This is a genomic window from Cupriavidus basilensis (assembly GCF_029335485.1).
GTDB lineage: Bacteria > Pseudomonadota > Gammaproteobacteria > Burkholderiales > Burkholderiaceae > Cupriavidus > Cupriavidus basilensis_E.
In genome coordinates this window covers 26,061-51,454 of the sequence record NZ_JARJLM010000688.1, presented here as the reverse complement: position 1 = coordinate 51,454, position 25,394 = coordinate 26,061, and the positions used below count along the sequence as shown (strand labels likewise).

Here is a 25,394-nt window from a genome sequence, read left to right as displayed (position 1 = left end):
CCGCCGGAGTGTAAACTCCTCCCTTTTTTGACTCTGGTGGTATGGTGCAAGCCCCCCGGCATACAGGTTTCAGCGGCCCGGCCCTCGTTCGCTTGCTGGCTCGCCTGACGAACGCCGATGTTCCCGAATCCAGCCAATCGCTCTCGGACCGGCTGAGCCAATGGCTTGGCTGGACGGATGCCATCGCGCTGTCCGCGGCCCTGAACGGCAGTCCGCCGGCGGTTGCCAGCGGCGCGCGGACATTCGGCAGCGCCGAGGAGCGCGAGTGCGCCCGTGTGCGGACCGCGCTGGCGGATGCCATTGCCAGCGATACCGCGTTCACCCCAGCCAGGCGGTCCGGGCGCACGCAGGCGCCGACGGAGGCAGCCCCCGCGGACACGGATGCCGATTACTCGACTTTTCGTCAGCGGTATCTCTCGCTGCAGCAGACGATGGAGACGAGCATCGGCAACCTGCGCCCCCGCCTGCGCGGGATGCTGGCAGCCAGGACGCCCGAGATGAGCCGGCTCGCGGTGGTGGATGCCGTGATGGAGCGCGGGCTGATTGTGCGCGAGCGGAGTCTGCTGGCTACGGTGCCCACGTTGCTCGCAGGTCACTTCGAGCGTTTGCGCCGGGCCGAGCGGGCGGCGCTGGCGGACGCCGAGGCCTCGGATGCGCCCGCGGCGATGACGCCCGGCACCTGGCTGGAAGTGTTCCGCAAGGATATGCGGAGCGTGTTGCTTGCTGAATTGGAAGTTCGTTTACAACCGGTGGAAGGCCTGCTAGCGGCTCTTCGCACCAGCTAATTAGGACGCCATGTCCCGAAATCTTGTTAATTTCGCTGTTTTCCTGGTGGGTCTGGCCGCCGTGTGCTGGATCGGCGCGGGCTATGCCGGCTCGAATACGCTGGCGCTGGCCGTCACGATGCTGGTTGGCGTTTGCTATCTGGCGGGCGCGTTCGAGTTGCAACGCTATCAGCAGGCCACGTCCAGCCTGATGCGCGCCTTGGCAGGCCTGTCGGAGCCGCCGGCCAGCCTGGGTGCCTGGCTGGATCCATTGCATCCCAGCCTGCGCAATGCGGTACGCCTGCGCATCGAGGGTGAGCGCGTGGGCCTGCCGGGGCCGTCGCTGACGCCGTATCTGGTGGGCCTGCTGGTGTTGCTGGGCATGCTGGGCACGTTCCTGGGCATGGTGGTGACGCTGCGGGGCACCGGGATGGCGCTGGAAAGCGCGACGGACCTGCAGGCGATCCGGGCTTCGCTGGCCGCGCCGGTCAAGGGCCTGGGCTTTGCGTTCGGCACCTCGATCGCCGGCGTGGCCACTTCCGCGATGCTGGGGCTGCTTTCCACATTGTGCCGGCGCGAGCGGATCCAGGCGGCGCAGATGCTGGACGCCAGGATCGCAACGACGTTGCGCATCTACTCACAGACCCATCAGCGCGAGGCGTCCTTCACGCTGCTGCAACGGCAAGCCGAGGTGATGCCCGCGCTGGTCGACCGGCTGCAGGCCATGATGACGGCCATGGAGCAGCAGAGCCTGGCCATGAACGAGCGGCAGCTGGCCAGCCAGGACGCCTTCCAGGGCAAGGTCGAGGCCGTCTATACCCGCCTGGCCTCCTCCATGGAGCAGTCCGTCAAGGAAGGCGTCGCCGAAAGCGCCCGCGCCGCGGGCGCGGCACTGCAGCCGGCCGTGGCGGCCACGATGGCGGGTCTTGCGCGCGAGACGGCCTCGCTGCACGAGACTGTCTCGCAGGCCGTGCAGCGTCAGCTGGACGGCCTGTCGGCGGGGTTCCAGGCCACGACGAAGGATGTGGCGGAGATCTGGCACAAGGCGCTGACCGGCCAGCAGCGTACGAACGAGGCGCTTGCCCAGGACCTGCACGCCTCGCTCGATGGCTTCGCCGCGACGTTCGAGCAACGCTCTGCCACCCTGCTGGACGGCGTCTCCGCCCGCCTGGAAATCGTGGCGGGCAGCGTATCCGCGGCGTGGAACGACGCGCTATCGCGGCACCAACACGTCAGCGAGAAGCTGGCGGGCGACAACCAGCACGCCTTGGCGGCAGCTGCGGCGACCCTGGAACAGCACTCGGCATCGCTGGTGCGCGCGGTGGGCCAGTCGCATGCGGACCTGCAGGCGGAATTGGCGGCGCGGGATGAACAACGGCTGGCGGCCTGGGCCGGGACGCTCGGTGCGATGACTGCAGCGCTGCGCCAGGAATGGGAGCAGGCCGGCGCGCACACCGCCAGCCGGCAGCAGGAGATCTGCGAGACGCTGGCGCAGACCGCGCGCGACATGTCGTCCCACGCGCAGGCGCACGCCAGCAGCATGATCGCCGAGATCGACCGGCTGGTGCAAGCCGCCGCGGAAGCCCCCAAGGCTGCAGCAGCCCTGCAGGCGGAACTGGCATCGCGGGACCAGGAGCGGCTGGCGGCCTGGACCGAATCCCTCGGTGCGATGGCCGCCACGCTGCGCCAGGAATGGGAACTGGCGGGTGCGCACACCGCCAGCCGGCAGCAGGAGATCTGCGAAGCGCTGGGTCAGACCGTGCGCGACATGTCATCCCAAACGCAGGCGCATGCCAGCAGCACGATCGCCGAGATCGACCGGCTGGTAGCCGCCGCCGCGGAAGCCCCCAAGGCTGCAGCAGCGCTGCAGGCGGAACTGGCGTCGCGGGACCAGGAACGGCTGGCGGCCTGGACCGAATCCCTCGGTGCGATGGCCGCCACGCTGCGCCAGGAATGGGAGCTGGCCGGCGCGCACACCGCCAGCCGGCAGCAGGAAATCTGCGAAGCGCTGGGTCAGACCGCGCGCGACATGTCGTCCCAGACGCAGGCACATGCCAGCAAGACGATCGCCGAGATCGACCGGCTGGTGCAAGCCGCCGCGCAGGCCCCCAAGGCTGCAGCGGCCCTGCAGGCGGAACTGGCATCGCGGGACCAGGAGCGGATGGCGGCCTGGACCGGGTCGCTCGGTGCAATGGCGGACACCCTGCGCAAGGAATGGGAGCAGGCCAGCACGCAAACGGCGAGCCGGCAGCAGGAAATCTGCGAGACGCTGGCGCAGACCGCAAGCGATATCTCGTCGCGGACGCAGGCACACGCCAGCGAGACCATTGCCGAGATCGGCCGGCTGGTGCAAGCCGCTTCGGAAGCCCCCAGGGCCGCGGCCGACGTTATCGGCGAACTGCGCCAGAAGCTCTCCGACAGCCTGGCCCACGACAACGCGATGCTGGAGGAGCGCAGCCGCCTGCTGGAAACGCTGGCCACCCTGCTCGATGCCGTGAACCACGCCTCCACCGAGCAGCGCACGGCGGTCGACGCGCTGGTGGCCACGTCGGCGGACCTGCTGGATCGTGTCGGCACCCGCTTCACCGACAAGGTCGAGGCCGAAACCGGGAAGCTGTCGGAAGTGGCCGCGCAGGTCACCGGCAGCGCCGTCGAGGTGGCAAGCCTGGGCGAGGCATTCGGTGTGGCCGTGCAGTTGTTCGGCGAATCGAACGACAAGCTGGTGGCCCACCTGCAGCGCATCGAAGCGGCGCTGGACAAGTCCCTCGCGCGTAGCGATGAGCAGCTCGCGTATTACGTGGCGCAGGCCAGGGAAGTCATCGACCTGAGCATGATGTCGCAGAAGCAGATCGTCGAAGACCTGCAACAGCTCGCCGGCCAGCGGGCACTCGCCGGCACCGAGGCAGCATGAGCGAGGACATCGACGGCGGCCTGGAGCCGACAGTACCGGCCTGGGCTGTTTTCGGCGACCTGATGTCGGTGCTGCTCGGCACCTTCGTCCTGATCCTGGTGAGCGTGATCGGCGTGCAGCTGGAACTCTCGACCCGGCTGGAACAAGAGGTCAAGCAGCGGCAGGTGGAGACGCAGCGCCGCAAGGCCCTGGAAGACGCGCTGGCGGGGCCGCTGGCGGCGGGCCGGGTGACGCTGGTGAATGGACGCATCGGCATCAGCGGCAGCGTGTTGTTTGCGCTGAACTCCGATCAATTGCAGCCCGAGGGACGGGAAGTACTGAAGAGCCTGACCGGGCCGCTGTCCGCATACCTCCAGGCCCGGGACGAGATCCTGATGGTAAGCGGCTTTACCGATGACCAGCAACTGCGCGACGGCAACCGCCGCTTCGCCGACAACTGGGATCTGTCGGCCCAGCGCGCATTGACGGTGACCCGCGCGTTGATCGATGACGGCATTCCGTCGTCCTCGGTATTTGCGGCCGCGTTCGGCTCCGAACAGCCCGTGGCGTCGAATGCCGATGTGGCGGGACAGGCCAAGAACCGCCGGGTGGAAATCGCGCCTATCTCCAGGCCATCCCGGGAATCGGTGAAGCCCCGTGAGTAACGACGGAACACAGAGCAGCGAGGCAGGCAGCGGGACAAGCCACGCCCGGGCGACGCTCGACGCATGGCGCGAGCGCGGCGCCGATCGCCTGGATCCCATCCGCTTCCATTTCATGGACGCGCTCGATCGGCGGGCAGCCGGCCACCGCGGCGATGCGCGACGCATCCTGGACGACAGGCTGTCCGGCCTGCTCAAGGCCTATGGCGACGATATCGAAAGCGCCGCGCGCGCGGCCGGCGATGCCGACGGCACGCCATCGGCACCCGCGCCCGCCCGCGGGGCGCTTGGCGATCTGATCGATTACATCGCCAGCCATGCCCACAGCCATGCCGAGCGCCACACCGCCAGCCAACCGCCGGCGGATGGCGGCGGCGCTGCGGCGAGCCCCCCCCTGCCCCGGCGCGCCGCCAAACCCGAACTGGAGGTGCTCGATTACTTCAGGGACACCTGGTCCAAGGTCAGGGTCAGTTCAGATCGACAGTTGCGGCAGTCACTGCAGCAGGTTCCCGACAATGCCGGACCGCTCAACTCGAGTCACCTGGTGCATCGGGCGTTCCTGCTGATGCACGAGCTGTCGCCAGGCTATCTCCACCAGTTCCTGTCGTACGTCGACGCCCTGTCGTGGATGGAGCAGCTGAACGGCGGCGGCGCCTTGCCTGCCAAGGACGCCCCTCGCGCCGGCAATACCAGGAAGGGTGCGCGGGGCAAGACACGATAGACAGTGCCATGAACGCCGGCAATCGCGCATTTTGCTCCTCTCCCCTGCGGCGAGCACAGACCCCAGCCTGCATCCCGGTGGGCAGGGCTCGGGCAATCAGACCCGGCTGGCAAATTGCCTGAGCACTTCCGCTATTTGCATCGCTTCCGATTCTGACAACTCAACCGGATCATTCTCCTTTGTAACTGCCTTGATATGGATGGATGAACCCTGCTCGATCCATACTCGAACGGTACCGTCGCAGGATTCGAAATAGTCTTCATTTGCCAGGTTCTGCATTGCTATTCACCAGGTTGGGGGAAGGTTGGATAGCGCCTTTGTCGCGCGGCCACCGAACAGCCTGTTCCGCGGTTCTTCCGACCCGCTGCTTCGCTGCCTGACCGCCATCGTATCCATATTCGCATCGAACGGCATCAACCGCTTTGCCTTTCGCCGCAGATTTGCGCTGCTGCCGCTAGCAGGAACTTGTCCTGCTTCGCCTGCGGCCCGCTTGCCTCACGCCGTCCTTTCGGCCTGACACCACGCCTGATTCGTAGGATGCTGCCCCATAGCAAGCGGTATCGCCCGCCTATACACTGCAACAATCGCGAGTGAAATCGCGCTGCGTCTGCAGGAAAAAACAGCCGCCTCGTTCCGATAGCCGAGGTGCGACGAGGTTCATCCCGACAGCGTCATATCCGTCTGTCCCGGCCTCAGGAAATCGGGAGAAACGCCATGAAGAAAAAGCTCGATAGCGGCTCTCCACCCGGGTCCCGGTCGAGCCAAGCCAGCATCGTTCGTCCGCCGCAGGGTTCGCTGGAGGATGGCGCGGCATGGGTCCTGGCTGCGCAGACACATATCGAATTCCTCCTGGCGGAGTCGCTGACCTGCACGAAACAGACACGGCAAGCCTGGCGCCCGCACTGGATGGCTTTCCAGTGGAGCTGTGTCACCGGCCAATGGCATATCGCGCGCACCATGCTTGCGCGCTGCGCAAGCACGGCTCCGGAGCTTCGCCAGTGCATCGACCAATACCACGGTTGCCTGGGAGCCGAGCGTCAGCGAGCGAGCGTCTTCCTCGGCCAGCCCGCTTCCGGCCCCTTGCGTCCCAGCTATCTGCCCGGCACGCGCCAGTGGGTCAGCCGACGGCTGTCTTCGATGCGGACCATCAATATCACGGGGCGCCTTGCAACGGATCTCGGCACCGCACCGTATGACGTGACCCCAACGGTGCTACCGGGAAGCACCAATCTTGGCCCGTTCTCATGGCTGCGCGATAGCGATGACCGGCTGGGGCCGATCAGCGAAGTATTTCTCGGGGGAAGATATTTCTGGATTCCATTCGAGATGATGGCCGTCATGACCTTCCCCCCACTCGTCTATCTGCTTGACAGGATCTGGCGGCCGGTCGAGATTCTGCTATGGGATGGGACAAGGCACGCCGGCTTTCTACCCGCACGCTATGTCGGATCGCAGTGGGTCGACGATGACCTCAAGCTTGGCCATGGCACAGCCTGGATATGGCTTAACGCGTTGCTGCAAGCCGGCCTTGGCGAGCGGCAGTTCTGCTCGGAGCTGCGCTGCTGGCCGCTCTCCCAACTGACCATCGTCCGTTTTCATTGCCCTCCGATTCCCGGCTTTCTGCTGGCAAGCGGAGACAGCCCGCAGGATTAGCGGGCGATGCCGGATATCGGGAGACGGGGATGAAGGACGCGCCACGCTCGCATCGCGCCCTCCCTTTTCATTCAACTCGCTTCGACCAGCTTCCGATACGCCTGCAGCAGCTCGTCGGCAGTGGCAAAACCGTCGATCCGCACCCATGGATTGCCAGGGGCCGCCCGCAGGAATACCACCGGACCGTGGTTCATCTTGTCCTCGTGATAGACGTTGAACGCGCGCTGCGTTGCTACGCTCGCGGCGAGCGCGCCGGTGTAGTGCTGCCATTCGGGGCCCGCCCCGAACTTCGTCGCATACTCCCGCAAGCGCGACGGCGTGTCCTGCTCCGGGTCGATCGAGATCGACACCATATGCACCTTGTCCCGGTCCGGGCCAAGTTCGCCCTGCAATTGCGAGAGCGTCTGACTGATCACCGGGCAAACCGATGTGCAAGTGGTATAGATGAACGTCAGCACGACCGGACGGCCATCGTCCAGCTCGCTCTTCAGGGAGACGGTCTGTCCATCATCCCGCACCAGCATGACGGAGGGTAGCGCGTAGGCCACCGTCGATGTGCGCGTGTCCCGCATCATGTGGTGATGCGCATGCGGATCGGCACCATCGTGCGCAATGGCATAAGGTATCACCGCGGCGGCCGTGCTTCCGGCCGCAATGGCCAGGACCAGCGCCTTGCCCCATCGTTGCTTGAACATTCCCATGGCATCCTCCTTCAGAAATCATCGAAGCGCTGCGGCAACAGACCGCCCGGCGCCGGGTTCCCCTCCGGCAGCTATCCCGCACCTGAATGGTAGAGACCGGCCATGCGGCGCGGTATGGGTCGACGCCCTACCGCGGCGGTAGGGCAATCCATCCTGGCCTCTCGCCGGGACCTGCATCCGCATCCGGCGACTCGCGGCTCCCCCGGGGATGGAGGCCTTTTGGGGCGCGTGGCTACGGCACCGTCCACTCGCCGTCGGCGGCCAGCCGGGTGCGCTCGGGTTCGGCGAACCGGACGATGTATCCGCCTTTGGAAGCAAAGCGCTGACCCGGCCCGAGCGTCAGGCGTGGATAGTATCCGGTGATGATCCGGCGTTCGATCATGTCGTCGATGCGTTCCACCAGATAGTCGCGCGCAAACGTATCGGCCATGTGGCTCAGGGTCTCCGCCAACAGGCCACAGGCAAGAAACGTATCGGCCTGCGTCTGCTCGGCGACGACGGGAATATGCCGGATCGAAAACCAGCCGAGCGCGTAGTCGACGCGGACGCGCCGGCGTTCCGGCAGATCGACAGGATAGGCCAGGCGTGTCACGCCGCGCCAGCCCGCAGGCAGGGGCGTGCCGTCGAGCCCACCCATCAGGCCCGACATGAACACGTCGGCGCGCGGCGGCGGCACGCCTCCCAGCGCGGCGACATCGCCCGGGCGCAGCCACAGCATGAGCGCGTCCGCTCCCGCTGCACCGCGCAGCGCCTGAGCAACGCTCTCGCCGTGCGCGAGAGCATGGCTTGACACCGCGACGCCGTGCCGCTTGAGCAATGCGGCGAGCGCCTTGGCGCCCGGCTCCCCGCTGTCGCCGGCACGATAAATCTGCTGCACCGACCTGGCCCCCTTGCCGTTGCCTGCATCGATGATCCGCTTCGCGATCAGCTCCGCTTCCAGCAGCACGCCGCTGGAGAAATAGAGGGAATAGAAGTCGGTCTCGCCGTTGACCGGCACTTCGACATTCGGAAACAGACATGGCACGGCTTCCTGCTCGCAGAATGCATGCACCGGCGCCCAGTTCCTGCCACCGAGCCCGGACACCACGGCAAAGACCGGCTCCGCCGCCAGATGCCGCTTGAGCTGATCCTGCCATGTCGCTTCCGGGCCGGTCAGTTCCCAGACGTGCAGCTGCCAGCGGCGATTGACCATGAACATCATCTTGCGCGACGCGCGTAGCGCCGGAGTCGGCCCGAGCGGGAACGTGTTCTTGTCCGCGAAGTAGTGCTCGAGCACATCCAGCATGCCGCGGCGCTTCACCGGATCCGCATCCGCGGTGATGATGGTGGCAAAGTGAAGCACCGTGTCCGTGACCCCGCTCGGCCGGCGCTGGTCCAGCCGCTTCAGATAGGCGATGAGTGCGGCCATGTCGGCATCGTTCAGCGCGAACTGCGGCATCAGGTAGTTTAGTGGCCGGCCCTCCGAGTCAAGGCCTTCGCGGATAGCTCGGGCAATGGTCTCATCGGTATACGGATCGCGATCGGCACGCATGCCCTCGACGAAGGGGAGATCGAGGTCCTCGAGATTCCTGGCACGCGGGTGAAAAAGATACCGCCCGGTGATCGGGGGGACGGTGCCAAAGCCCTCTTTGGCGCCAAGTCCGCTGCGCCGGTGGCAATTGACACAGGCCGCGGCCGCCCCCTGCATGCGCAAGCCGCCATCGCGGCTCGCAGAGAGCGGCTGACCCGAAGGCAACACGCCGCGCAGGAAGATCGCTTCACCGGCATCCGTTGCCGATGCGGCGCTGGCCTTGCCGCCCAACGCCGCCAGTGCGGCGACCAGAAAGCACACGAGGATCGCCCACGCGGCGGATCGGCGCACTCGCGCGCCAGCCGATCCGCCGGGCAACAGCCTTGCCCGAGGCGAGATCGCACCGTCACTCGCGCGCGTCCCGGCGGGGCGCACCGCCCTTGCAGCCGGAAGGAACGGTCTCCGTGCCATCGCTATGGGGCCCGCCGGACCATTCCGCCCGACCCTGGCCGCACCTCGGCACCGATCGAAACCGCTGCCTTGTCCTGTCTCGGCGTGCCAGGCTTCGCGAACATCCAGTCGCCCAGCGATGGGTTGAACGAGACCTCGTCGATCACGAGTTTATCCTTCGCCTGTGCCGTCGCCACGCCGCTCTCGATCGTGCACGGTATCTGCAACCCGTCGATTGCCCGGTAGTCACGGTAGAACACGGTGATCGTGTGCGACTGGCCGAGAACGTTGCGGGACTCCCGGTCGTACCGGATCTCCAGGAATGTCTTCGCGTCGATCCACAGCAGGCGGCTGCCGCCCGAAGGCAGCCGGATGCGAAGGCGATATGCCTTGTGCCCTTCAACTTCATCGGCGCCGTCGAGCGTAACGGCAATCCCCTTGGCCTGGTAGTCCATGAGCGGCCCGTCGATGACCTGCTCGTCATGCGCGAACTGCATCTCTTCCATCGTGTAGGGCTGCAGATTCGGCTTGCCGTCCTGGCTCGGATGGAGCTTCCAGCCGTGGCTGCCGTCAAACACGCGCACGGCCATCTGGTTGAGCGCCGTGATCTCGAAGCGCGTCTTGTTGGGGCGTTTCATCGCCAGCAAGAAGTGCGCAGGCGCATTCGCACTTTCCACGTGCCCGACCCAGACCATGGTCTGGATCTTCCGCCAGGCATCGAGCCCTCCCCTTGCATCGGCGTTCTTCTCGGCGATCTGGGCGGCGCTCAGATCGGACGCCATCACCGGCTCCGCCGCCATCGCCGCCACCGAGATGCAGGCGGCGAGCACCCTCGCTGCGATCCGTCTTGTTGTCATAGCCCCCCCAATCCCCTTACTTGCCTGGCACCTTGGCCGATGCCAGCTGCGGCTTTGCAAACAATGCATCGTCCACCGGCTGATTCACCGTCACTTGCTGAATGGTCATCTGGTGGGTTTTCTTGACGCCTTCGACAACCGTTTCCATGACATGCGGGATCTTCAGTCCGCCCTCTGCCTTGTAATCCCGGTAATAGACCGCCACGTTGTGCATCCTGCCGTCCAGCTTGCGGGGTTCGCCGTCCATCTTCACTTCAAGAAAACTCGTGGCGTCCACCCACAGGCGCCGCTCCACGCGGTCTTGCATCGTCAGCTTGAGCCTGTAGGCCTGATGCCCCTCCACTGACTCCATGCCCTGCAATTCGAGCTTGATGCCCTTCCTGGCATAGTCGACCAGCGGGCCGTCCAGTTCCGCCGCTGCGGCGGCCACCCTGGCCTCCGCAGGCGTGTAAGGCTCGACCTCGTCGCGCCCCAGGAAGGGCCTGACCTTCCACCCCTGCGTGCCGTCGTAGACCTGCAGGGCCGTCTGCTCCTGGAAGCGAAGCTCGAAGCGACTCTTGTGCGGCCGCTTCATCGTCGCCACGAATGGCAGCTTCACCTCCTTCTTGCCCCCAACGTCGATCTGGCCCGACATGGTCAGGCTGTTCACCGCGCGCCAGGCCTGGAGCCCGCCACGGGCCGCCACGTTCCTGTCGGCGATCTGGGCCGCCGTCATCCGGCCCGCGGGCGCGCTTTCCGTCGCCGCGCCGGCCGAGGCCGCCAGGGAAACCAGGCCCAATGCCAGGAAGAAAAACCGGTTCATGAGTACACCCCCCTCGATCCATGCCCCAGGATCCCGCTCACGCGCGATCACTCGACCACCAGGCCGTCGATATGAAAGGAACCGATCATCACGTTGACGCGGTCCCCGGCTTTGATCAAATTACCCTTGTTGGAAAACACCATCCAGTATTCCTGCCCGACTTCCAGCGGCCCGGACTGCCGGAGCTGGCCGATCTTGTCCATGACCGGAATCTGGAGCAAGGCCCGGCTCCTTTGCCCGAACAGGTAAGGCGTCGCGCTCTTGTCTGCCAGCACCTTGGCGATAACCGGATCGGTAACGCGATAGCTGAAGCGGATCAGGTTGCCGGACGCGGTCCTGCGTACATGCAGGTTGTCGACCCCGCCGTAGAGATCGTAGTAGGCCATCGCGTGCTTCGGCACCTTTACCGGGGAATAGGGCGAGGCCCTGGCGGGTGCCGCCACCGTGCGTGCCGGTACCGCCGGCCGGGCTTCCTCGGGAAAGGCCGACTCGGCGAAGGCACTGCTTACCTGGATGCTGCTCACAAGCAGCATCGCGATCGCCGTTACTCGACTGGCATGGCTGGACATGTTCGTACGTCACCCTGGCGGCCATCTGGTCCTGGTTCTTCGGCACGGGAGGCGGCACAAGCCGCACCCCCTCTCCCCTTGCTTCCAGCTCCCCTCCCCTTTAGCGTGTCGCCACTCCGCTCAAGGCCGACGTCTGCGTGCCGGCGCCATCGGTGATGCTGAGCGTGCCGTTCTGAGTGGAGTTAGCGGCATCCTGGCCAGGAGGCCTGAATTGCACGGCGATTGCACAGGTCCCGTTCGGCGCCAGGCTGGTGATCCTGTTCGCCGCGATCGGGTTTACCGTGCCGCACGTCGTCTGCTGTGGAACGATGATGAAGTTCGTAGCATCCACCGTGATCACCGGATTCGCAATGTGGGTCAACGGTACTCCGCCCGTGTTCTTCAGCGTGAACACATCGATCGCCCCGGACCCGCCGCGCGCCACGCTACCGAAGCTCTGCGTGGACGGTGTCAGGGCCGCGCCGGACGCGGTCCCGGCCACGAACTCGACCGCGCCGATATCGTACTTGCCGCCTTGCGGCCGGGTGGTACCGAAGAAGTCCTGCTTCGGAGCACCCGCGTCGGTGGCCGTATTGATTGCCGGCGAACCCGACGTGATGGCGTAGTTCCCCAGCGGTACGCTATAGCCCGGGCTGCCTGACGAGATGCTTGCATTGAACAGGGAAAGCGGCCCATAGGACATGTTGATCCACTGGTTGCCTTCATCGGGCGTCGCCGTCGGCATCAGGCCGAAGAGCGGGTTGGGCAGCACGGTATCCGCGATACCCGGAGGCACGGCGAACCCTACCCCGCCACCTTCGGGCGGCACCCGCGAGCCATTGCAGTACTGGCTGTAGACCGCCGGGTTGGAACCCAGGTTGTTCGCTCCCTGGTAGTCCGCGGCGTCGGTCAGGATCGAGAACTGCGGGTTGAGCGTCAAGCCCGACTCGTGTTTGCTCGGTCCCGAGTCGCCAAAGGCGCCGATGTCCCAGTAGACGGCCTTGGGATCGCAGTAGCCCGTCGTCTTCCCTGCCTGGTTCAGCGTCGGGTTCAGCGTCACCGTGTTCTGCAGGCCGGGGATCGATGCGTTGGGGCCGCCCACGGTGATGTAGAACGAACGGTTCTGCCAGAAGAGATTGTTGGCCAGCACCGGGTTCGAGAACGTCGTGCATATGTGGGTCGCTCCCGGGTCCGTCCCTGCCGGGCAAGTCACCGTGGCGCTGCTGAACGCTGCGATGAAGTTGGGCGTGTGACGCGCCGTCTCCAGGCCAGCCGGCTGGTAGGCCGACGTCGTGATCGGATCGCAGGTCGTCTCCGCACCCACCGTGGTGCAGTGCGTCGGTGGAGGTACATTGGCCTGAGCGGCTGCCGGCGTGTTGAAGAGCACGCCTGCCGACGCCGTCGCATCGTTGGAAACGATGGTGTTGTTGATGAAGTTGACGCCCACCGCATCCTGGATCGACACGCCGCCCCCTGCCCAGCCCGCGACGTTATTCGCGATGATGTTGTTGGTGACGGAAACCTGGTACCACTTCGACGAGTCCTTTGGACTGCGCTGCACATCGGTGCCGTTGATGTTCTGCAACCGCAGCCCACCGCCCTTGCCGCTTTCCGCCGTGTTGCCGACCAGGAGATTGCCGTCGATCGTCAGGCCCGGGCCCACGCCGTCGGACAGCTGCGGCGCGCAATCGACGTCGGTGGTCTGGTTCTCGCAGAAGGTGCCATCCGGCGGTACACCCTGGGCGATGATGCCGCCCCCGTAGGTAGGCAACGTCGGGTTGTTGCTTTGGTTGAACAGCACCACGTTGTGCGAGAGGTCGCCGTTGTAGCTGAACCCGAAGTGGGCAATGCCGCCACCATCGCCGCTGCTCATGTTGCCGCACACCCAGTTGTAGTTGAAGTGGTAGTTGTCGGCCCCGGAACAGAAGGTCACCCCCCCAGCGGACGACGGCGTGGTCGAGTTGATTTCGTCGCCATAGGAAGCGTTGGAGGTGACCGCGTTGTGATGCACGTTCACGTTCATGTTGTAGCCGAACGGAACCTGCGTCACGCCGTCCGCACCGATGGTCCCGTCGGGAACCTCCACCTGGCCAATCGTGATACCGCCCGTCAGCGTACCTGCATTGCCGAAGACGCGGTTGTTGGCGATCTCCATATTGTGGTTCCAGCCGTGCAGGAATATCCCGCCACCGCCTTGCGAGCTATTGGTGAAGGTGATGCCATCGATGCGCGACGGGTTGCACAGGAAATTGCTGGGATACGCAGCGCAATCCGCGGCGCTTGCCGTCAACGGCGTGCAGATGCCGTTTGCGAGGCAGTTGGCGTCCGGCTGTCCGTTGACATCCTGCACGCCCTTCGCCAGCACCGTAATGGCCGCCCCTTCGTACGCACCCATCAGCGTGGGCTCTATCAGAAGCTCGCCCAGGTTGCCGTTGAGCGTGTTGTCCCAACCGACGGTGGGCTCGAACGGTATCGGGTCGATCTGCCGCTGCATGGACGACGGGCAGCTGTAGGTATTGGACGGATCGAAGGCGTTGGTCGGCGAAATCGCACCGCCATTGCGAGACACACCGAACAGGCAGCTGACCTGGGCACGCCAGGGATCCATCTTGCCCGAGGGGTGGGTATTCGCATTGACCGTCACCGAGGCAGCGCCAACGCCCTGCAGCCGGACCGGCTTCCACATCAGCAGCATCTCCTTGTAGACGCCCGGGCCCACGATGATCAGGTCGCCTGGGCTGGCCTTGTCGATCGCCTTCTGGATGGCGTCGCTCGTGGCGTTCTCGCCGGCGACATAGGTAGGCGGCTTGCCGCCAATGGTAACGGTGACGGTGTCCACCGACTTCTTGCCGTTGCCGGCCGTGATCACCAGTTCGCCATGGTCCGACGGCAGGGTGGGCACGGTGACCGTGATCGACTGGTCGGTCCACGCCGTGATCTGCGCAGGCACGCCACCGATGGTCACGCTCGACGCCACCGCGCAGGCGCCGCCGGCGCTGGTGCACTGGCTTCCGAAGCCGTAATGGCGCGTGATGAACTTCTGGTTGAATGGCGCCTTGCTCGCCCCCGGTCCACTGTAGGCGTGATTGATCACCTGCTGATCGCCCAGGGCGGTGATGGTCAGGCTGCTGCCCGCGGCACCAACCCAGGGGCCGGCACCGCCGTTGCTGGCGTCGCCAACCACCGTCGAGATCCCCGGCGTGGCATCCGGGTACGCGCAGTCGGGCTGGTTATAGCCATCCGCGAAAGCCTGCACGGGCACCACCGGCGTGTCCATGTACTGCGTCTGTCCCGGCATGAATGGGATCTCGTAGCAGAACTGGCTGTACGCGGGGTTGTACAGGGGATCCTTGATGGTCTGGCCTGGATGCGCGGGATCCGGCATATCCGGGTCGTTCATGCACGCGACCATCATGGTGGGCGCGTAGCCGGTCGGATTGGGCGGATTGACCTGCCAGGTCGAATAATTCAAGCCATTGAAGATGCCCCACTGATCGGCATATACGCGGGCAACTTCATTGCCGGAGAAGTCCTTCATGGACACCGGCACGTTGGGCACGGCGAACTTCTCGCCGAATTGCGGCGAATACGGGTCGAACTCCGAAGAGAAGTCGTCCAGCATGAAGCCGGTGTAGTGCGCCGAGACATGCGTCGAGCTGAAGATCCAGAACTTCGCCAGCACGGTCATCTGATCCGTGAGGACGACTTCCTTGCGGTCGCACAGGTGGCGCGACGCCCCCGCGAACGGTGCCACCTCCTGTGAGCCCGGGAACAGGCTGATATAGTCCGGCACGATGCGCAGGGCACCCACGCAAGGCCAGAAGCTTTCGACGCTCCCGGTGTCGCCCTCGTGCCTGGGAGAAGACCCCAGATCCGAAGTCGGGTTCTGCGCATTGTTCGGGTTGTACGCGGCATTCACCGCCGCCTGGTCGGGCAGGATGAAGATATTGCCAATGCTAGCGAACTGCTGCGTCACCGGCGCGATGTAGTTGTCGCCAATCAGGATGTTCTTGTCTTCCTCCTTCACCAGTTCGTAGCCCGGAGGCACGATCACCTCCACCACGTACTTCCCGGGCGGCAGCATGGGGACGCCTCCCGGCGTTCCGCCAGGAGTCACCGGGCTGCGCGTGCAGATCTTGCAGTTGGTGCCGGTCGGCATGCCGGTTCTCGGGTTGCGGGCGGTCACGCTGGGGAATTGATACATCCCGTCATACGGCGCCGGCTGCAATTGATTGAACATATGCATGCCGTCATAGCACTTGAACTGCGAGTTTGACGGCAAGGCACGATGGTGCGGATCAAGCCACTGGGTGGTGTTCTTCAGTGTGAAGAAGTAGGGATCCGTGGTTTCCTGTCCCGGACAGTTCATATTGGGCACGCCGTCCGCGCGGAAGCCCTGCGCCCAGTCATCCCAGCTACTGGTCGTGGTGGTGTCCGCGAGGGTCAGGCTCGGCGTTCCATCCGCAGCGGTGCCCTCCTGATACAGGTTGACGGTGACGTTCGGCACATTGGGGGTCCACTTCGTGTGGATCAGCAGCATGGGATCGTCGAACGGGCGTGTCGAGGCGTAGATCACTTCACCCCGGATGCCGCCGTTCTCGTTCGTGGCGAACGGCGTCTTGCCGAATTCGATGAACGAGCTCTGGCCGGAGAAGCCTTGCCAGCCGAGCGTGGTCACCGACGGCGGATCGATCCGGCCGGTCGATGGATTGGACGTACTGCTGCCCGGGCCGTTCAGGATCGAATAGCCACTGCAGTCCGCGTTGTCGCAGTACACCGCGCCGGGTACCCGAAGGTGGGACGGGAGATGCGCAGTCGCGGATTCCGTTGTGTTGGCAAAGTGCTTGGCGATGGTCGAACTGCCTCCGCCAGGCGTGCCATCCGGCGGTCCTCCTGCGTCATAGACCACATGTACGCCAGTCTGCTTGAAACGGGTGGTATCGGCCTCGACCACATACCAGTTGAACAACGGGAATACCTCGTTGAAGGGAGCATAGCCGTTGAGGTCGGTGTTATTGAAGTTGGAATAGCTGCCATCGCGGAAGCGTATATTGGTCGGGACCAGCGTCAGGCCGGGCTCGCTGGATTGCGAGACACCATCGCCATTCTGATCCAGGAAGGTACGCGTGTAGAGATTCGTGTGCCATTGCAGGACCGCAAGATCGCCGACATTGACACTCCTTGCATTGGGTCCCAACTGCACTGCCGTGGCAAGGCCGTCGACGATCTGGTCGTTCCACTGGTCGAATACCGTGATTCTGAAGGTGCCGTCGGGCAGACCGGAAAAGCTGAACTCGCCCTTGTCGTTGCATTTGGTGAATGCAATATCCTCACCGTCCGGGTCGCCCATGCTGACGAAGCACTGCGTGAACGCCAGGGAATCGCGCGAACCGCTGCCGTGGAGATGCTGGTTGGGCGGGCGGCTGTAGTGCAGGTTGGTGATTCTGCCGTTGACCGAATTGGCGCAAGACGCTCCGGGAATGTCGCACAACCCGGATTTCGCGGCATTGGTCCGGCGATCGTTGATGATTTTCGCGTTGGCAAAGCCGACGGCGACGTGGAAGCCGGCTGGCCCGAACTCCTGGAAGTACGCCGGCCCGCCTATCTTGACGAACGCGTCATGGGCCTTCTGGCCGTCGAGCGTATTGGTCTGCAGCCACTCTTCTCCCCTGCCGATGCGGTCGGCGGCCGGTGTGGCCACCACCCCGTACCTGCCGGGCATCAGGTTGGCGATGATGGCCTGGCCGACCAGCGGCGAGGGCGTCTTGCCGTCGGATTCATATTTCGGGCAGGTCGGAACCATGCCCACCAGTCCGTCGTTCGTCGTGGTCGAGATCGGGCACGCATTCAGGTGCGTGACGGGATCGATCATCCCCTGCAGGGCATTGGACAGCGGCATGTTGAACATGTCGTAGGTCATCTGCCCGGTCGGGTCACCCGTGCCGCCAGCGTCGTCCCAGAGCTTGATCTCAAAGCCACCCAGTCCCGGTTCGCGGGCCGTCCCGAAGGTGTCCGTGCCACCGCTGACGTCGACTTCACCGTTGAGCGGCGCATCGTCCTCGAACACGAACACCGAGACCTTCGCCGTGGGCACTGGTGTCTGTGGCAGCAGCACGTTGACCGTCTTCTGCGCGGGCGCGATCGGTGCACCGCCCATGGTGTGGCCGCAGGCTCCCGATCCCGGGGCGAAATCCGCCCCGCCCGGGCCCGACGGGCAATCCAGCGCGATGCTGAACGGCCGCTTGGCCCCATTCGGCTTGCTCGGGTCGACCGGCTTGGGCGCACCCGCTCCCGCAGCGAATGTATTGCCGGCATCTCCCGGCAGGATCGAGATGTAGTAGTGCTTGGTGGGGTCGAGTACGACCTGGCTCGGATCGACGGGCGCCTGTTGCACGGCGTCCGTGCGGCAAACGCCGTTGCCGATGTCGCATACGGCAGGCATGTGCGAATTGCTCGACGGGTCGAACACGGTCTGCCCACCTTCGCAAGCCGCGCGGCCGACACAGCCCGAGGCAACTACCGGCATATAGCTGACATGGAAACTGGTGCCCAGGCTGGGAACCGGCAGCGGTGGGCAGTTGGCCGGCCGCTTGGCCGAATTCACCTGGCAGGCGGGATCGATCTGGAAGGTGCGGTCTTCCTCGATAATCCAGCGATAGTCGGTGAGCTTGACCGGCGTCATCCCGGGCTGTGTGCTCGGTGCGTCAAGTACGTTGACAGTCAGGCCACTGCCGCCGTTGAAGGTCACGGTTGCCGTCGCGCTATTGCTCGGCGTCTTCTGCGAATTGACCGCCCGGTACTGGAAGCTCACGCTGACGCTTGCGCCCGCGGCCGGCGGTGTTGAGGGTACCGCCGTGAACGAGCCGTCCGCGTTCAGCGTAACCGTGCCATTCTTCACGGTACCGGCGACAATGGAGGCCGACAAAGGTAGTCCCGATGGATCCTTGTCATTCGCGAGCACACCGGGCGGCGCGATCCGCAACTGCGATGCCACATTGCTGGTGAAGCTGTCGGCCATGGCCATGGGCGCCCCGCCCAGGCAACTGCCGGTACAGGCGGCCAAGGTCACCGTCGCCTTGATCGCGGGATTGCCGTTCGCCTGATACGTGAAGCTGTCGGACGTCGTATTGGCATTCGGCGCATAGGTGAATGTACCGTCCGCGTTCAGGGTGACCGTGCCCCTCGTGGGCGCGGTCAGGATCTGGACGCCGTAGACGCCGACGTCGTTGGCAATCACGCCCTTGGCGGGGTCCGATATGGTCAGGCTGCTCCCCGGAACCAGGAAGTAGGAATCGGGGTTGGCCTTCGCCGTCACGCCACTGGCGGGAAGGGTTGCGCCGCTGGCACCGATGTAGGCCAGCATGCCGCCATCGCGCTGATTGTTGGTGGACAGGCTCAACTGGCGGTCGAACACCGCCAGCGCCGCGGGCGTGGTCGCCGGAGCGACAGGCATGGGCGCGTTGACCAGCACATCGTAGGTCTTGCCCGCGGCCAGGAATACCTCATTCTGGATCCGGGGCTTCCCGGGGAGCGGGTTGCCGTCCTCTGCGACCAGCGAAAACCCGGAGGTCACCTGTGGCTTGCCCGAGCTGCTATCCGTGGTCAGCCCCCCAACGATGGAGGGGACATGCATGCGCAGCCCGGCGTTCACGAATCGCACCAGGACATTGCCGGTGGCGGAGGCAGGGCTGGTTGCGAACAACGAACCCGTGGCCTTGGTCCTGTCAAAGGCGACGCCGTTGATCAGGTAATAGCGCGGATCGTAGTTGACCGCCGGCGGATAGCATGCGGCCGCGCCGTCGCTGCAAATGACGCCTTTCGTTGACAAGGCCGCCACCAGTTGGGCGTCGGTGCCGGCGCCGCCGGTTCTCGTTGCCGCCGCGGCAGGAACCGAGTAGTAACCTGTACCGCCGCTGTCCACCGCGACGGCGGTGATTGCGCCGCTACCGTCGACGCTTGCGACATGGCCAGTCGCGGCAACCGAGGCGCCGCCGCCGGAGAACGTGACAGGGTCGTTGACCTGATAGCCTGAGCCACCGAGCGGATTCCCGGCGGAGTCGAGCGCCACGGATACGACGCTGACTGTGTCCCTGAGGACGCGGGCGGAAGTCTCGCTGAACTTCGCTGTCGATACGGCCTGCGCCACGCCGGCGTTCTGCGCGGCGTCGATTTCACTGAGAAGCAGGGGCACCTCTGCGTTGTAGGTCACGCCCGGATAGGCAGTGCCCAGTGCGGGCGCCACGGGAGCGGTGGTGACCACCAGCACGCCATACAGGCCCATCGGCCCCTGGATCGAGGGGTGGGTGCCCGATTCGATCAGGTAGGTGCCCGGCTTGAGGTTGTTCCAGGTCAGCACCGTCGCGCTGCCGCTCCCGGTCGTCGGCACCTCGGTGGCAAACGACTGGACACGAGGCCCCTGAGCGGGCGGATTGAACGTGGCGCCGTTGGTGGTCCCCGCGACCGGCCAGGTGACACTCTGGATGGCGTGGGTCGGGCTGGCCACGGTTGTCCGTGTGGTGCCAAGGCCGCCGCCCAACTGACCCACGATCACCAGTGACGTGGGTATGCCGGTGGCCGCACCCGGGGGAATCGGCAGATTGTTCTTCAGGTTGATCGTCAGGTTGCCCGGCGGGACGGTGATCACGATTGGCGACCAGCTCATCCCGGCGTTCGGATTCAATCCCGCGCAGGTGGCCGGCGCTGCGGCGCCGGTGCAGGTGTAGCCCCACATCGGGACAGACTGCCCGTCGGGGAGCGTGGTGGTGGTGGCATTCGCAGTCAGGTTGACGCTCTGCGCGAACGACGCGCAGCTCGCCATGGCGAGAATGGATGCCGCGAAACCTGTCTTGACCAAGTCGAAGAGGCTCGCCTTGAACTGGTTGGATCTCATCGCGTTTCCCCTGACCGCTAATTGGCTTCGTTGATATTGAAGGCTTGCGGATCGACCAACATCATCATCATCATCCCGCCCGGGAAGATATTGTTCGTGGTGATCTCCCGCTCATTGTGGGAGTGCCACATGAACGCAAAGCCTGCTTCCGTGGTTGGCGGGTTCGCGACCGTGCCGGAGGGCGGAATCGTGCCTGTGGGGCCCACGGCGCGCACGGTTGCATCCGGTCCGAGATAAGGACTGCCGCCGTACCAGACACCTTTGGTCAGGATGTTCGCGTCGGGCAGCGTGACAGGACCGCCGCTGGCGACCTGGCCGAACGGATGGGCCTCGAGGCCTTTGTTATGGTCCTGGCACCACTCGTAGTAATTCGGTGCCGCCGGGTCGGCCGTGTAGTACCCGTTGGCGTCGGGCGTGCAGACTACCGGCTTGCCCAGATAGGCGGGAAACGCCGGGTCGGTGTAGACGCCGCCTTCAACATGGCCGTACACGTCCCAGTTCAGGCCTCGCCCTGTCCAGTAGAAGATGCCATCCATCGCCACGCCGGGCGTCGTCGTCGTGGTAAACAGCAGTGGTCCGGCAGGCGAGGCATTGTCCGTCTGGCTCAGCAGCAGGTTTCCGTCCCGCGCCAGTATGCGCACATGGTTGCCGTGCTCGTGGAACGGATGCTGCCAGCGGCCGTTGCCGATGATCCGCAGCAGCACGAGCTCGCCGGGATGCATGTGCGGATTGCCGTTGTACGGCTGGTGCGGATATTGCGCCGCGTAGTTCGGGTCCATGTCGTCGGGCATGGACCGGCCATTGATCATGAAATAGGCCGGATGGTAAGGCTCGGTCTCGACCGTCATGCAGCCGTTGGGCCGCGTGCAGGCCTTCCCGGCCGGCGTGCCCACCTGCTGCTCCGCCTGCGTATGGATGCGCGGATCCATCTCCGAGAACTGGAACAGGTACTCCCGGTCGTAGCACGCGGCGCTGTTGCTGTAGGCTGCCGCGGCATTGCGGAAGTCGGTCTGCCCGTCCGGCAGCGTGCTGCCGACAGCCCGGCAGCCAGCGGGAATGCCTTTGGGCAGAACGATGATCGCCCCGTACAAGCCCATCTCGATCTGCAGATCGCTCTGCGTGCCGCTGTAGTAGCCATGGGTCCCCTCCGTCGCCGCGACGAAGGTATAGGTAACCGAGGCGCCGTGTGCGGCTTCTCTTGTGAGCAGACCCGGCACGCCGTTCGACGTGGTGACCTGGAATCCCGGGAAGAGAATCGAGGTGTTGCCCGCGGCCGCCGGCAGGTTGTTCCTGAGCGTCACCGTCACCGTGTCACCCTGATGGACGATCAAGGTCGGCCCCGGTATCTGCATGCTCGGACAGTTCGCACCGGGAATCACCGCTGGCGACGGCGAAAACCCGGACGGCGCAGCGCCGCCGGCACGGCAACCGTATCCCCACGAGTAGACGCTCGACCCGTCCGGCTGGCTGATACGGGCCGCCTCGGCAGACAGATCGAAACTGGTCCCCGTGATGCCCGGCGACGCGGCTTGCACCGGCATGCAGAGCAACGCGGCGAGCATGGCGGAGGCGAGCCGCGCGAGATTCGCGATCCACGTGTAGCGTGTAGTGTGGCCCACGGCGCTTCTCCTATTTGCACAGCTTGGTAATCGGGTCGAACGCACCGCAGATGTGAACCTCGGTCATCAAGCCACCGAAGTTCTCGGCGTCATTCGACAGGTGGTCCAGATTGGGCGTGTACAGGTAATACGTCGATCCCGCCGGGTAGCGGAAATTTCCGCTTGCGTCCAGGGCGCTTGCGTCCAGGATCACGTCGATTGACTCACCGCCGCCCAGCGTGATGGAGTTCGTGTAGTAAGTCAGGTCGTTGCCCGACATGTCGCGCAGCAAGCGCGCGTTGATGCCGATCACGTGCATCGGGATGCCGAGCGAGGCCAGCGTCTGGAACTCGGTGACATCGAGATCCGAAATCCGCAGCAATGCCTTGCCGCCAAGCGGGATGTTGATCAGCGTCGGCAGCGGTTGAGAGAAGTGCGCCGAGCCATCCGACACCTGCGTGCTCATGGGTCCCGGCGTCACCGTGTCCGGATAGCTTCGCCCGTTCAGCAGGAAGTACTTGTCCTTCATGTCGGTGAACGGCTCCGGGTTGAAGGTCATGCCGACAAAGTGGAAGTTCGGATCGAACCCATGGATCTGGATCGGATACTCGACATCGTATGCAGTCGAACCATCGCCATCGTTGTAGGCGTAGAGCGTCGGCGAGCCACTCTTGTTGAGCTGGTGGGTGGCGCCGTTGTCCACGCGCGGCAGTGGCGTCGAGCACAGGATGTCGGTACCGCACCTGGTGCGCAGATCGTTCTGCTGGGCCTGCAACCCGGCGTACAGGGACGCGCCGGTGGGAACGCGGTTCTGGCGCGGCCGCACGTAGATCTGGCCCACCATGCCCATCTGCAGGTGCTCCGGCGGGGTGATGTGGCAGTGCCAGAAGTAGGTTCCGGCATCCGGCGCCAGGTAGTAGTAGGTGAAGCTGCCGCCGATATTGATGGCAACCGAGGCATCGGGCACCCCGTCGTAGAACGAGGAGGCGTTCGGGTAGCCATGGAAATGCACCGTGTGCTTCTCGAACAGGTCGGGCCGCATGATCATGCCGACATTGGTCAGGGTGAGGAAGAACTCGTCGTCCTCGTCGATGGCCATGGTCGGCGCCGGTATATTGCCGTTCATCACGCCGACATCCATGATGGGCCGCGGATCGACGTGGCCGGTGATCGCCCCGCCGGCATCCGGATCGGGGACCAGGCCAACCGCCCCATTGAAGGTGCTGACATCATGTACCCCATCGTGGATCGGATAGGGCCAGAGCGTATTGAACACCGATGACGGCTCCGTGCCGGGCAGGCCTTGCTTGATGTCCGCGAGGCCGGACAAGGGGCCGAAGGAGAACATGTAGGTCTGCGTCCCGTCGCCCATCGTCGAGTAGCCGTCGCCGCCCGAGATCTGCTGGCACTTGATCCCGTCGCTGACCACCCCGGCGGACGACTTTGGGTGCAGCACCGTGTTGTCCGGGCATTGGACCCGGAACGACTGCGCGAGCGCCGGTAATGCAAAGAGAAGCAATAACAGCGCCGAAAAGCCGCCTCGATATACGCGAGCACTGAACATACCGCCTCCTTCCTGCGGATCGGCCTGCGCGATCCCCATGGGACATCAATTCCTACGCCTGCGGCAACCACGTCCGTCGCTGCCGTCCATCCCTGCTCGACACCATCGCGCCATCGGCGCGGCGGGAACCGGATACCTGCATCTCGTCTTCCGTGGCTCCCTCTCCTTCCTTGTATTGTGGGGAACGCCGGCGATGGTTTGCATGGGTCAACACCCTACTGATGCGGTAGGGCATTCCATCGACGGATATCGCACCGGCGAACTCATTTCGCCCACCCATTGGTACTGAACGCAGACGCGTTGTTCGCGCCTGCGCGCCGGGCCGCCGCGTCGGCCCGCGGGCCCGCGCCTTGCGTGCCCGGGAGATCGATACCCGTGCGGATTCGGCGACCCGGCGGCAGATAATAGAATTGCCACTCGCCGTAGGTTTTCGCATTGGCGAAATCCGCATAGCGCCGGGGGAAATTCGCGTGCTTGATCGTCTGCGCGGCGGAGCTGCTCTGGACACCGTAAATGCGGTCGCCGTCGTGCAGGAACAGCCAGTCGTTCTTCCCGGTGATCGGATCCGGGTAGGCGCGCCGCAGATGGTGTAGCGGCACCGGGAAGCGCTTGTCTTCCAGCAGATCGTCAACGGATGCGGGCAACGTCCTGCCGGCCTGGTAGTAGCGCTGTATCGCCAGCCTGTATTGGTTGCCGACGAACAGCAGTTCTTCCTCTTGCAGCCGCTTTCGTTGTAGCGCCCAGACATCGAGCGCGCCCATCAGGGCCACTGAAACAAGGATCAGGGCGATCAGCAGGGCAAGCAGCACCAGACCGCGGGCGCCCCTGCCCTGGCGGCGCCAGCCCGCACGCATGCTGCGGGTGCCATTCATTTTCCCTGCACCACGGCAACGGCGGGAGCCGCCGCGGCTTCGCTCGCCGGCGCCACGTCATAGACGCCGGCCTTGTCGGCGTCCGGCGACGCAATGACGGTCCAATCGGTTCCGCCGCTGACCGGGTCCTCAGGCACGCTGCGCAGATAATGCTTCTGAACCAGCTCGTCGAGGTTCTCCGGATACTGCCCGTTGTCTCCGAAAAATTTGTCGATGGCATCCCGCATCACGGCGATGTTCTGCCGCTGCACCTGCGCCTTGCCGCGGTCGATGCTGCGAAGGTAGCGCGGTAGCGCGATCGTCAGCAGCAATCCGATGATCGCCATCACGACCACCAGTTCGATCAAGGTGAATCCATGCAGCCGATGGCCGCGAGCGGGCTTCATTGCGTTTCACCATTCTTTATAGGGAATGCCGTTGAGACCGGTGCGGTCGGCTCTGGACGACACGTCGAACACGTCATTGCCACCCTGCGGACTGCTCTCCGTGCTGCCATAGGCGCGCAGATTCCAGGTTTCCTCCGCCGGCGTGGCGGCGTCGCCGTTGAAGAACGGATCGCGCGGCACGCTGCGCAGGAACATCAGCAGGCCTGCCTTCGGATCCTTGGCATCCTTGACACCGGTCACCAGCACCGTCAGCGTGGGCGGATAGCCCGATGCGCCTACTTCCCTTTCGATCGATCCGAAATCGCTGGCGTCCTTGTAGGCATCCAGCGCGCCACGGATCTGCCGCAACGCCACCCTCAGTTCCTGCTCCTTCTCCCGCTGCACCATCAGCTCCGAGAATGGCACGATCGCCAGCGCGACAATGCCGACAAGCGCCAGTGTCACCACCAGCTCTATCAAGGTGAATCCGCGGCCAGCTGCGTTCCAGCGGCCGCGGCATCGCGCTGTGTGGGTCGGGGGCCTCATG

Annotated in this window: 17 protein-coding genes; 5 read left to right on the top strand and 12 right to left on the bottom strand. The window is 64.9% G+C overall.

From position 1 onward, the window contains the following. The first annotated feature begins 41 nt into the window (after window positions 1–41). From P3W85_RS42630 to P3W85_RS42615, 4 genes are read left to right on the top strand one after another with little or no spacing between them, the layout of a single operon-like run. Window positions 42–785 (top strand): DUF3348 domain-containing protein, encoded by a 744-nt coding sequence (locus P3W85_RS42630; protein ID WP_276269248.1) that lies wholly within the window; start codon window positions 42–44, stop codon window positions 783–785. 10 nt (window positions 786–795) lie between these two features. Further along, window positions 796–3,675 (top strand): DUF802 domain-containing protein, encoded by a 2,880-nt coding sequence (locus P3W85_RS42625; protein WP_276269247.1) that lies wholly within the window; start codon window positions 796–798, stop codon window positions 3,673–3,675. Beyond that, window positions 3,672–4,319, top strand: a complete 648-nt coding sequence (locus tag P3W85_RS42620; RefSeq protein WP_276269246.1) for an OmpA family protein — start codon at window positions 3,672–3,674, stop codon at window positions 4,317–4,319. The genes P3W85_RS42625 and P3W85_RS42620 overlap by 4 nt, the downstream gene beginning before the upstream one ends. Beyond that, entirely contained in the window at window positions 4,312–5,037 is a 726-nt protein-coding gene (locus P3W85_RS42615; RefSeq protein ID WP_276269245.1) for a DUF2894 domain-containing protein, read from the top strand. The genes P3W85_RS42620 and P3W85_RS42615 overlap by 8 nt, the downstream gene beginning before the upstream one ends. A gap of 96 nt (window positions 5,038–5,133) precedes the next feature. Here the strand turns inward: P3W85_RS42615 and P3W85_RS42610 are convergent, their stop codons facing one another. Next, entirely contained in the window at window positions 5,134–5,316 is a 183-nt protein-coding gene (locus P3W85_RS42610) for a hypothetical protein (RefSeq protein ID WP_276269244.1), read from the bottom strand. Between the two features lie 627 nt (window positions 5,317–5,943). Here P3W85_RS42610 and P3W85_RS42605 point away from each other — a divergent pair. Further along, window positions 5,944–6,690 carry a type VI secretion system accessory protein TagJ gene (locus P3W85_RS42605; protein WP_276269243.1) on the top strand — a complete coding sequence of 249 codons (747 nt, stop codon included), beginning with the start codon at window positions 5,944–5,946 and terminating at the stop codon, window positions 6,688–6,690. 71 nt (window positions 6,691–6,761) lie between these two features. On the opposite strand, the gene P3W85_RS42600 is transcribed toward P3W85_RS42605, so the two are convergent. From P3W85_RS42600 to P3W85_RS42550, 11 genes are all read right to left on the bottom strand, one after another. Then, complete coding sequence (locus tag P3W85_RS42600) at window positions 6,762–7,385, bottom strand: SCO family protein (RefSeq protein ID WP_276269242.1); 624 nt, start codon at window positions 7,383–7,385, stop codon at window positions 6,762–6,764. 238 nt (window positions 7,386–7,623) lie between these two features. Beyond that, window positions 7,624–9,252, bottom strand: a complete 1,629-nt coding sequence (locus P3W85_RS42595) for a c-type cytochrome (RefSeq protein WP_430869719.1) — start codon at window positions 9,250–9,252, stop codon at window positions 7,624–7,626. Between the two features lie 122 nt (window positions 9,253–9,374). Next, entirely contained in the window at window positions 9,375–10,151 is a 777-nt protein-coding gene (locus P3W85_RS42590; protein WP_276269251.1) for a hypothetical protein, read from the bottom strand. Between the two features lie 73 nt (window positions 10,152–10,224). Further along, window positions 10,225–11,010, bottom strand: coding sequence for an outer membrane lipoprotein-sorting protein (locus tag P3W85_RS42585; protein WP_276269241.1), 786 nt, complete (start codon window positions 11,008–11,010; stop codon window positions 10,225–10,227). Window positions 11,011–11,057: 47 nt separating this feature from the next. Further along, window positions 11,058–11,543 carry a hypothetical protein gene (locus P3W85_RS42580; protein WP_276269240.1) on the bottom strand — a complete coding sequence of 162 codons (486 nt, stop codon included), beginning with the start codon at window positions 11,541–11,543 and terminating at the stop codon, window positions 11,058–11,060. A gap of 136 nt (window positions 11,544–11,679) precedes the next feature. Beyond that, on the bottom strand, window positions 11,680–20,448 hold the full coding sequence (locus P3W85_RS42575) for an Ig-like domain-containing protein (protein ID WP_276269239.1): 8,769 nt from the start codon (window positions 20,446–20,448) through the stop codon (window positions 11,680–11,682). A gap of 17 nt (window positions 20,449–20,465) precedes the next feature. Beyond that, window positions 20,466–22,067 carry a multicopper oxidase family protein gene (locus P3W85_RS42570; RefSeq protein WP_017225289.1) on the bottom strand — a complete coding sequence of 534 codons (1,602 nt, stop codon included), beginning with the start codon at window positions 22,065–22,067 and terminating at the stop codon, window positions 20,466–20,468. A gap of 10 nt (window positions 22,068–22,077) precedes the next feature. After that, on the bottom strand, window positions 22,078–23,610 hold the full coding sequence (locus P3W85_RS42565; RefSeq protein WP_035807946.1) for a multicopper oxidase domain-containing protein: 1,533 nt from the start codon (window positions 23,608–23,610) through the stop codon (window positions 22,078–22,080). 263 nt (window positions 23,611–23,873) lie between these two features. Continuing rightward, a complete protein-coding gene (locus P3W85_RS42560; protein ID WP_017225287.1) occupies window positions 23,874–24,482 on the bottom strand; it encodes a hypothetical protein in 609 nt (202 codons plus the stop codon). Next, the gene (locus tag P3W85_RS42555; protein WP_017225286.1) at window positions 24,479–24,868 is read right to left on the bottom strand and encodes a type IV pilin protein; all 390 of its coding nucleotides are present in this window, start codon (window positions 24,866–24,868) and stop codon (window positions 24,479–24,481) included. The genes P3W85_RS42560 and P3W85_RS42555 overlap by 4 nt, the downstream gene beginning before the upstream one ends. Before the next feature lie 6 nt (window positions 24,869–24,874). Continuing rightward, window positions 24,875–25,393 (bottom strand): type II secretion system protein, encoded by a 519-nt coding sequence (locus P3W85_RS42550; protein WP_035807942.1) that lies wholly within the window; start codon window positions 25,391–25,393, stop codon window positions 24,875–24,877. Window position 25,394 lies beyond the last annotated feature (1 nt).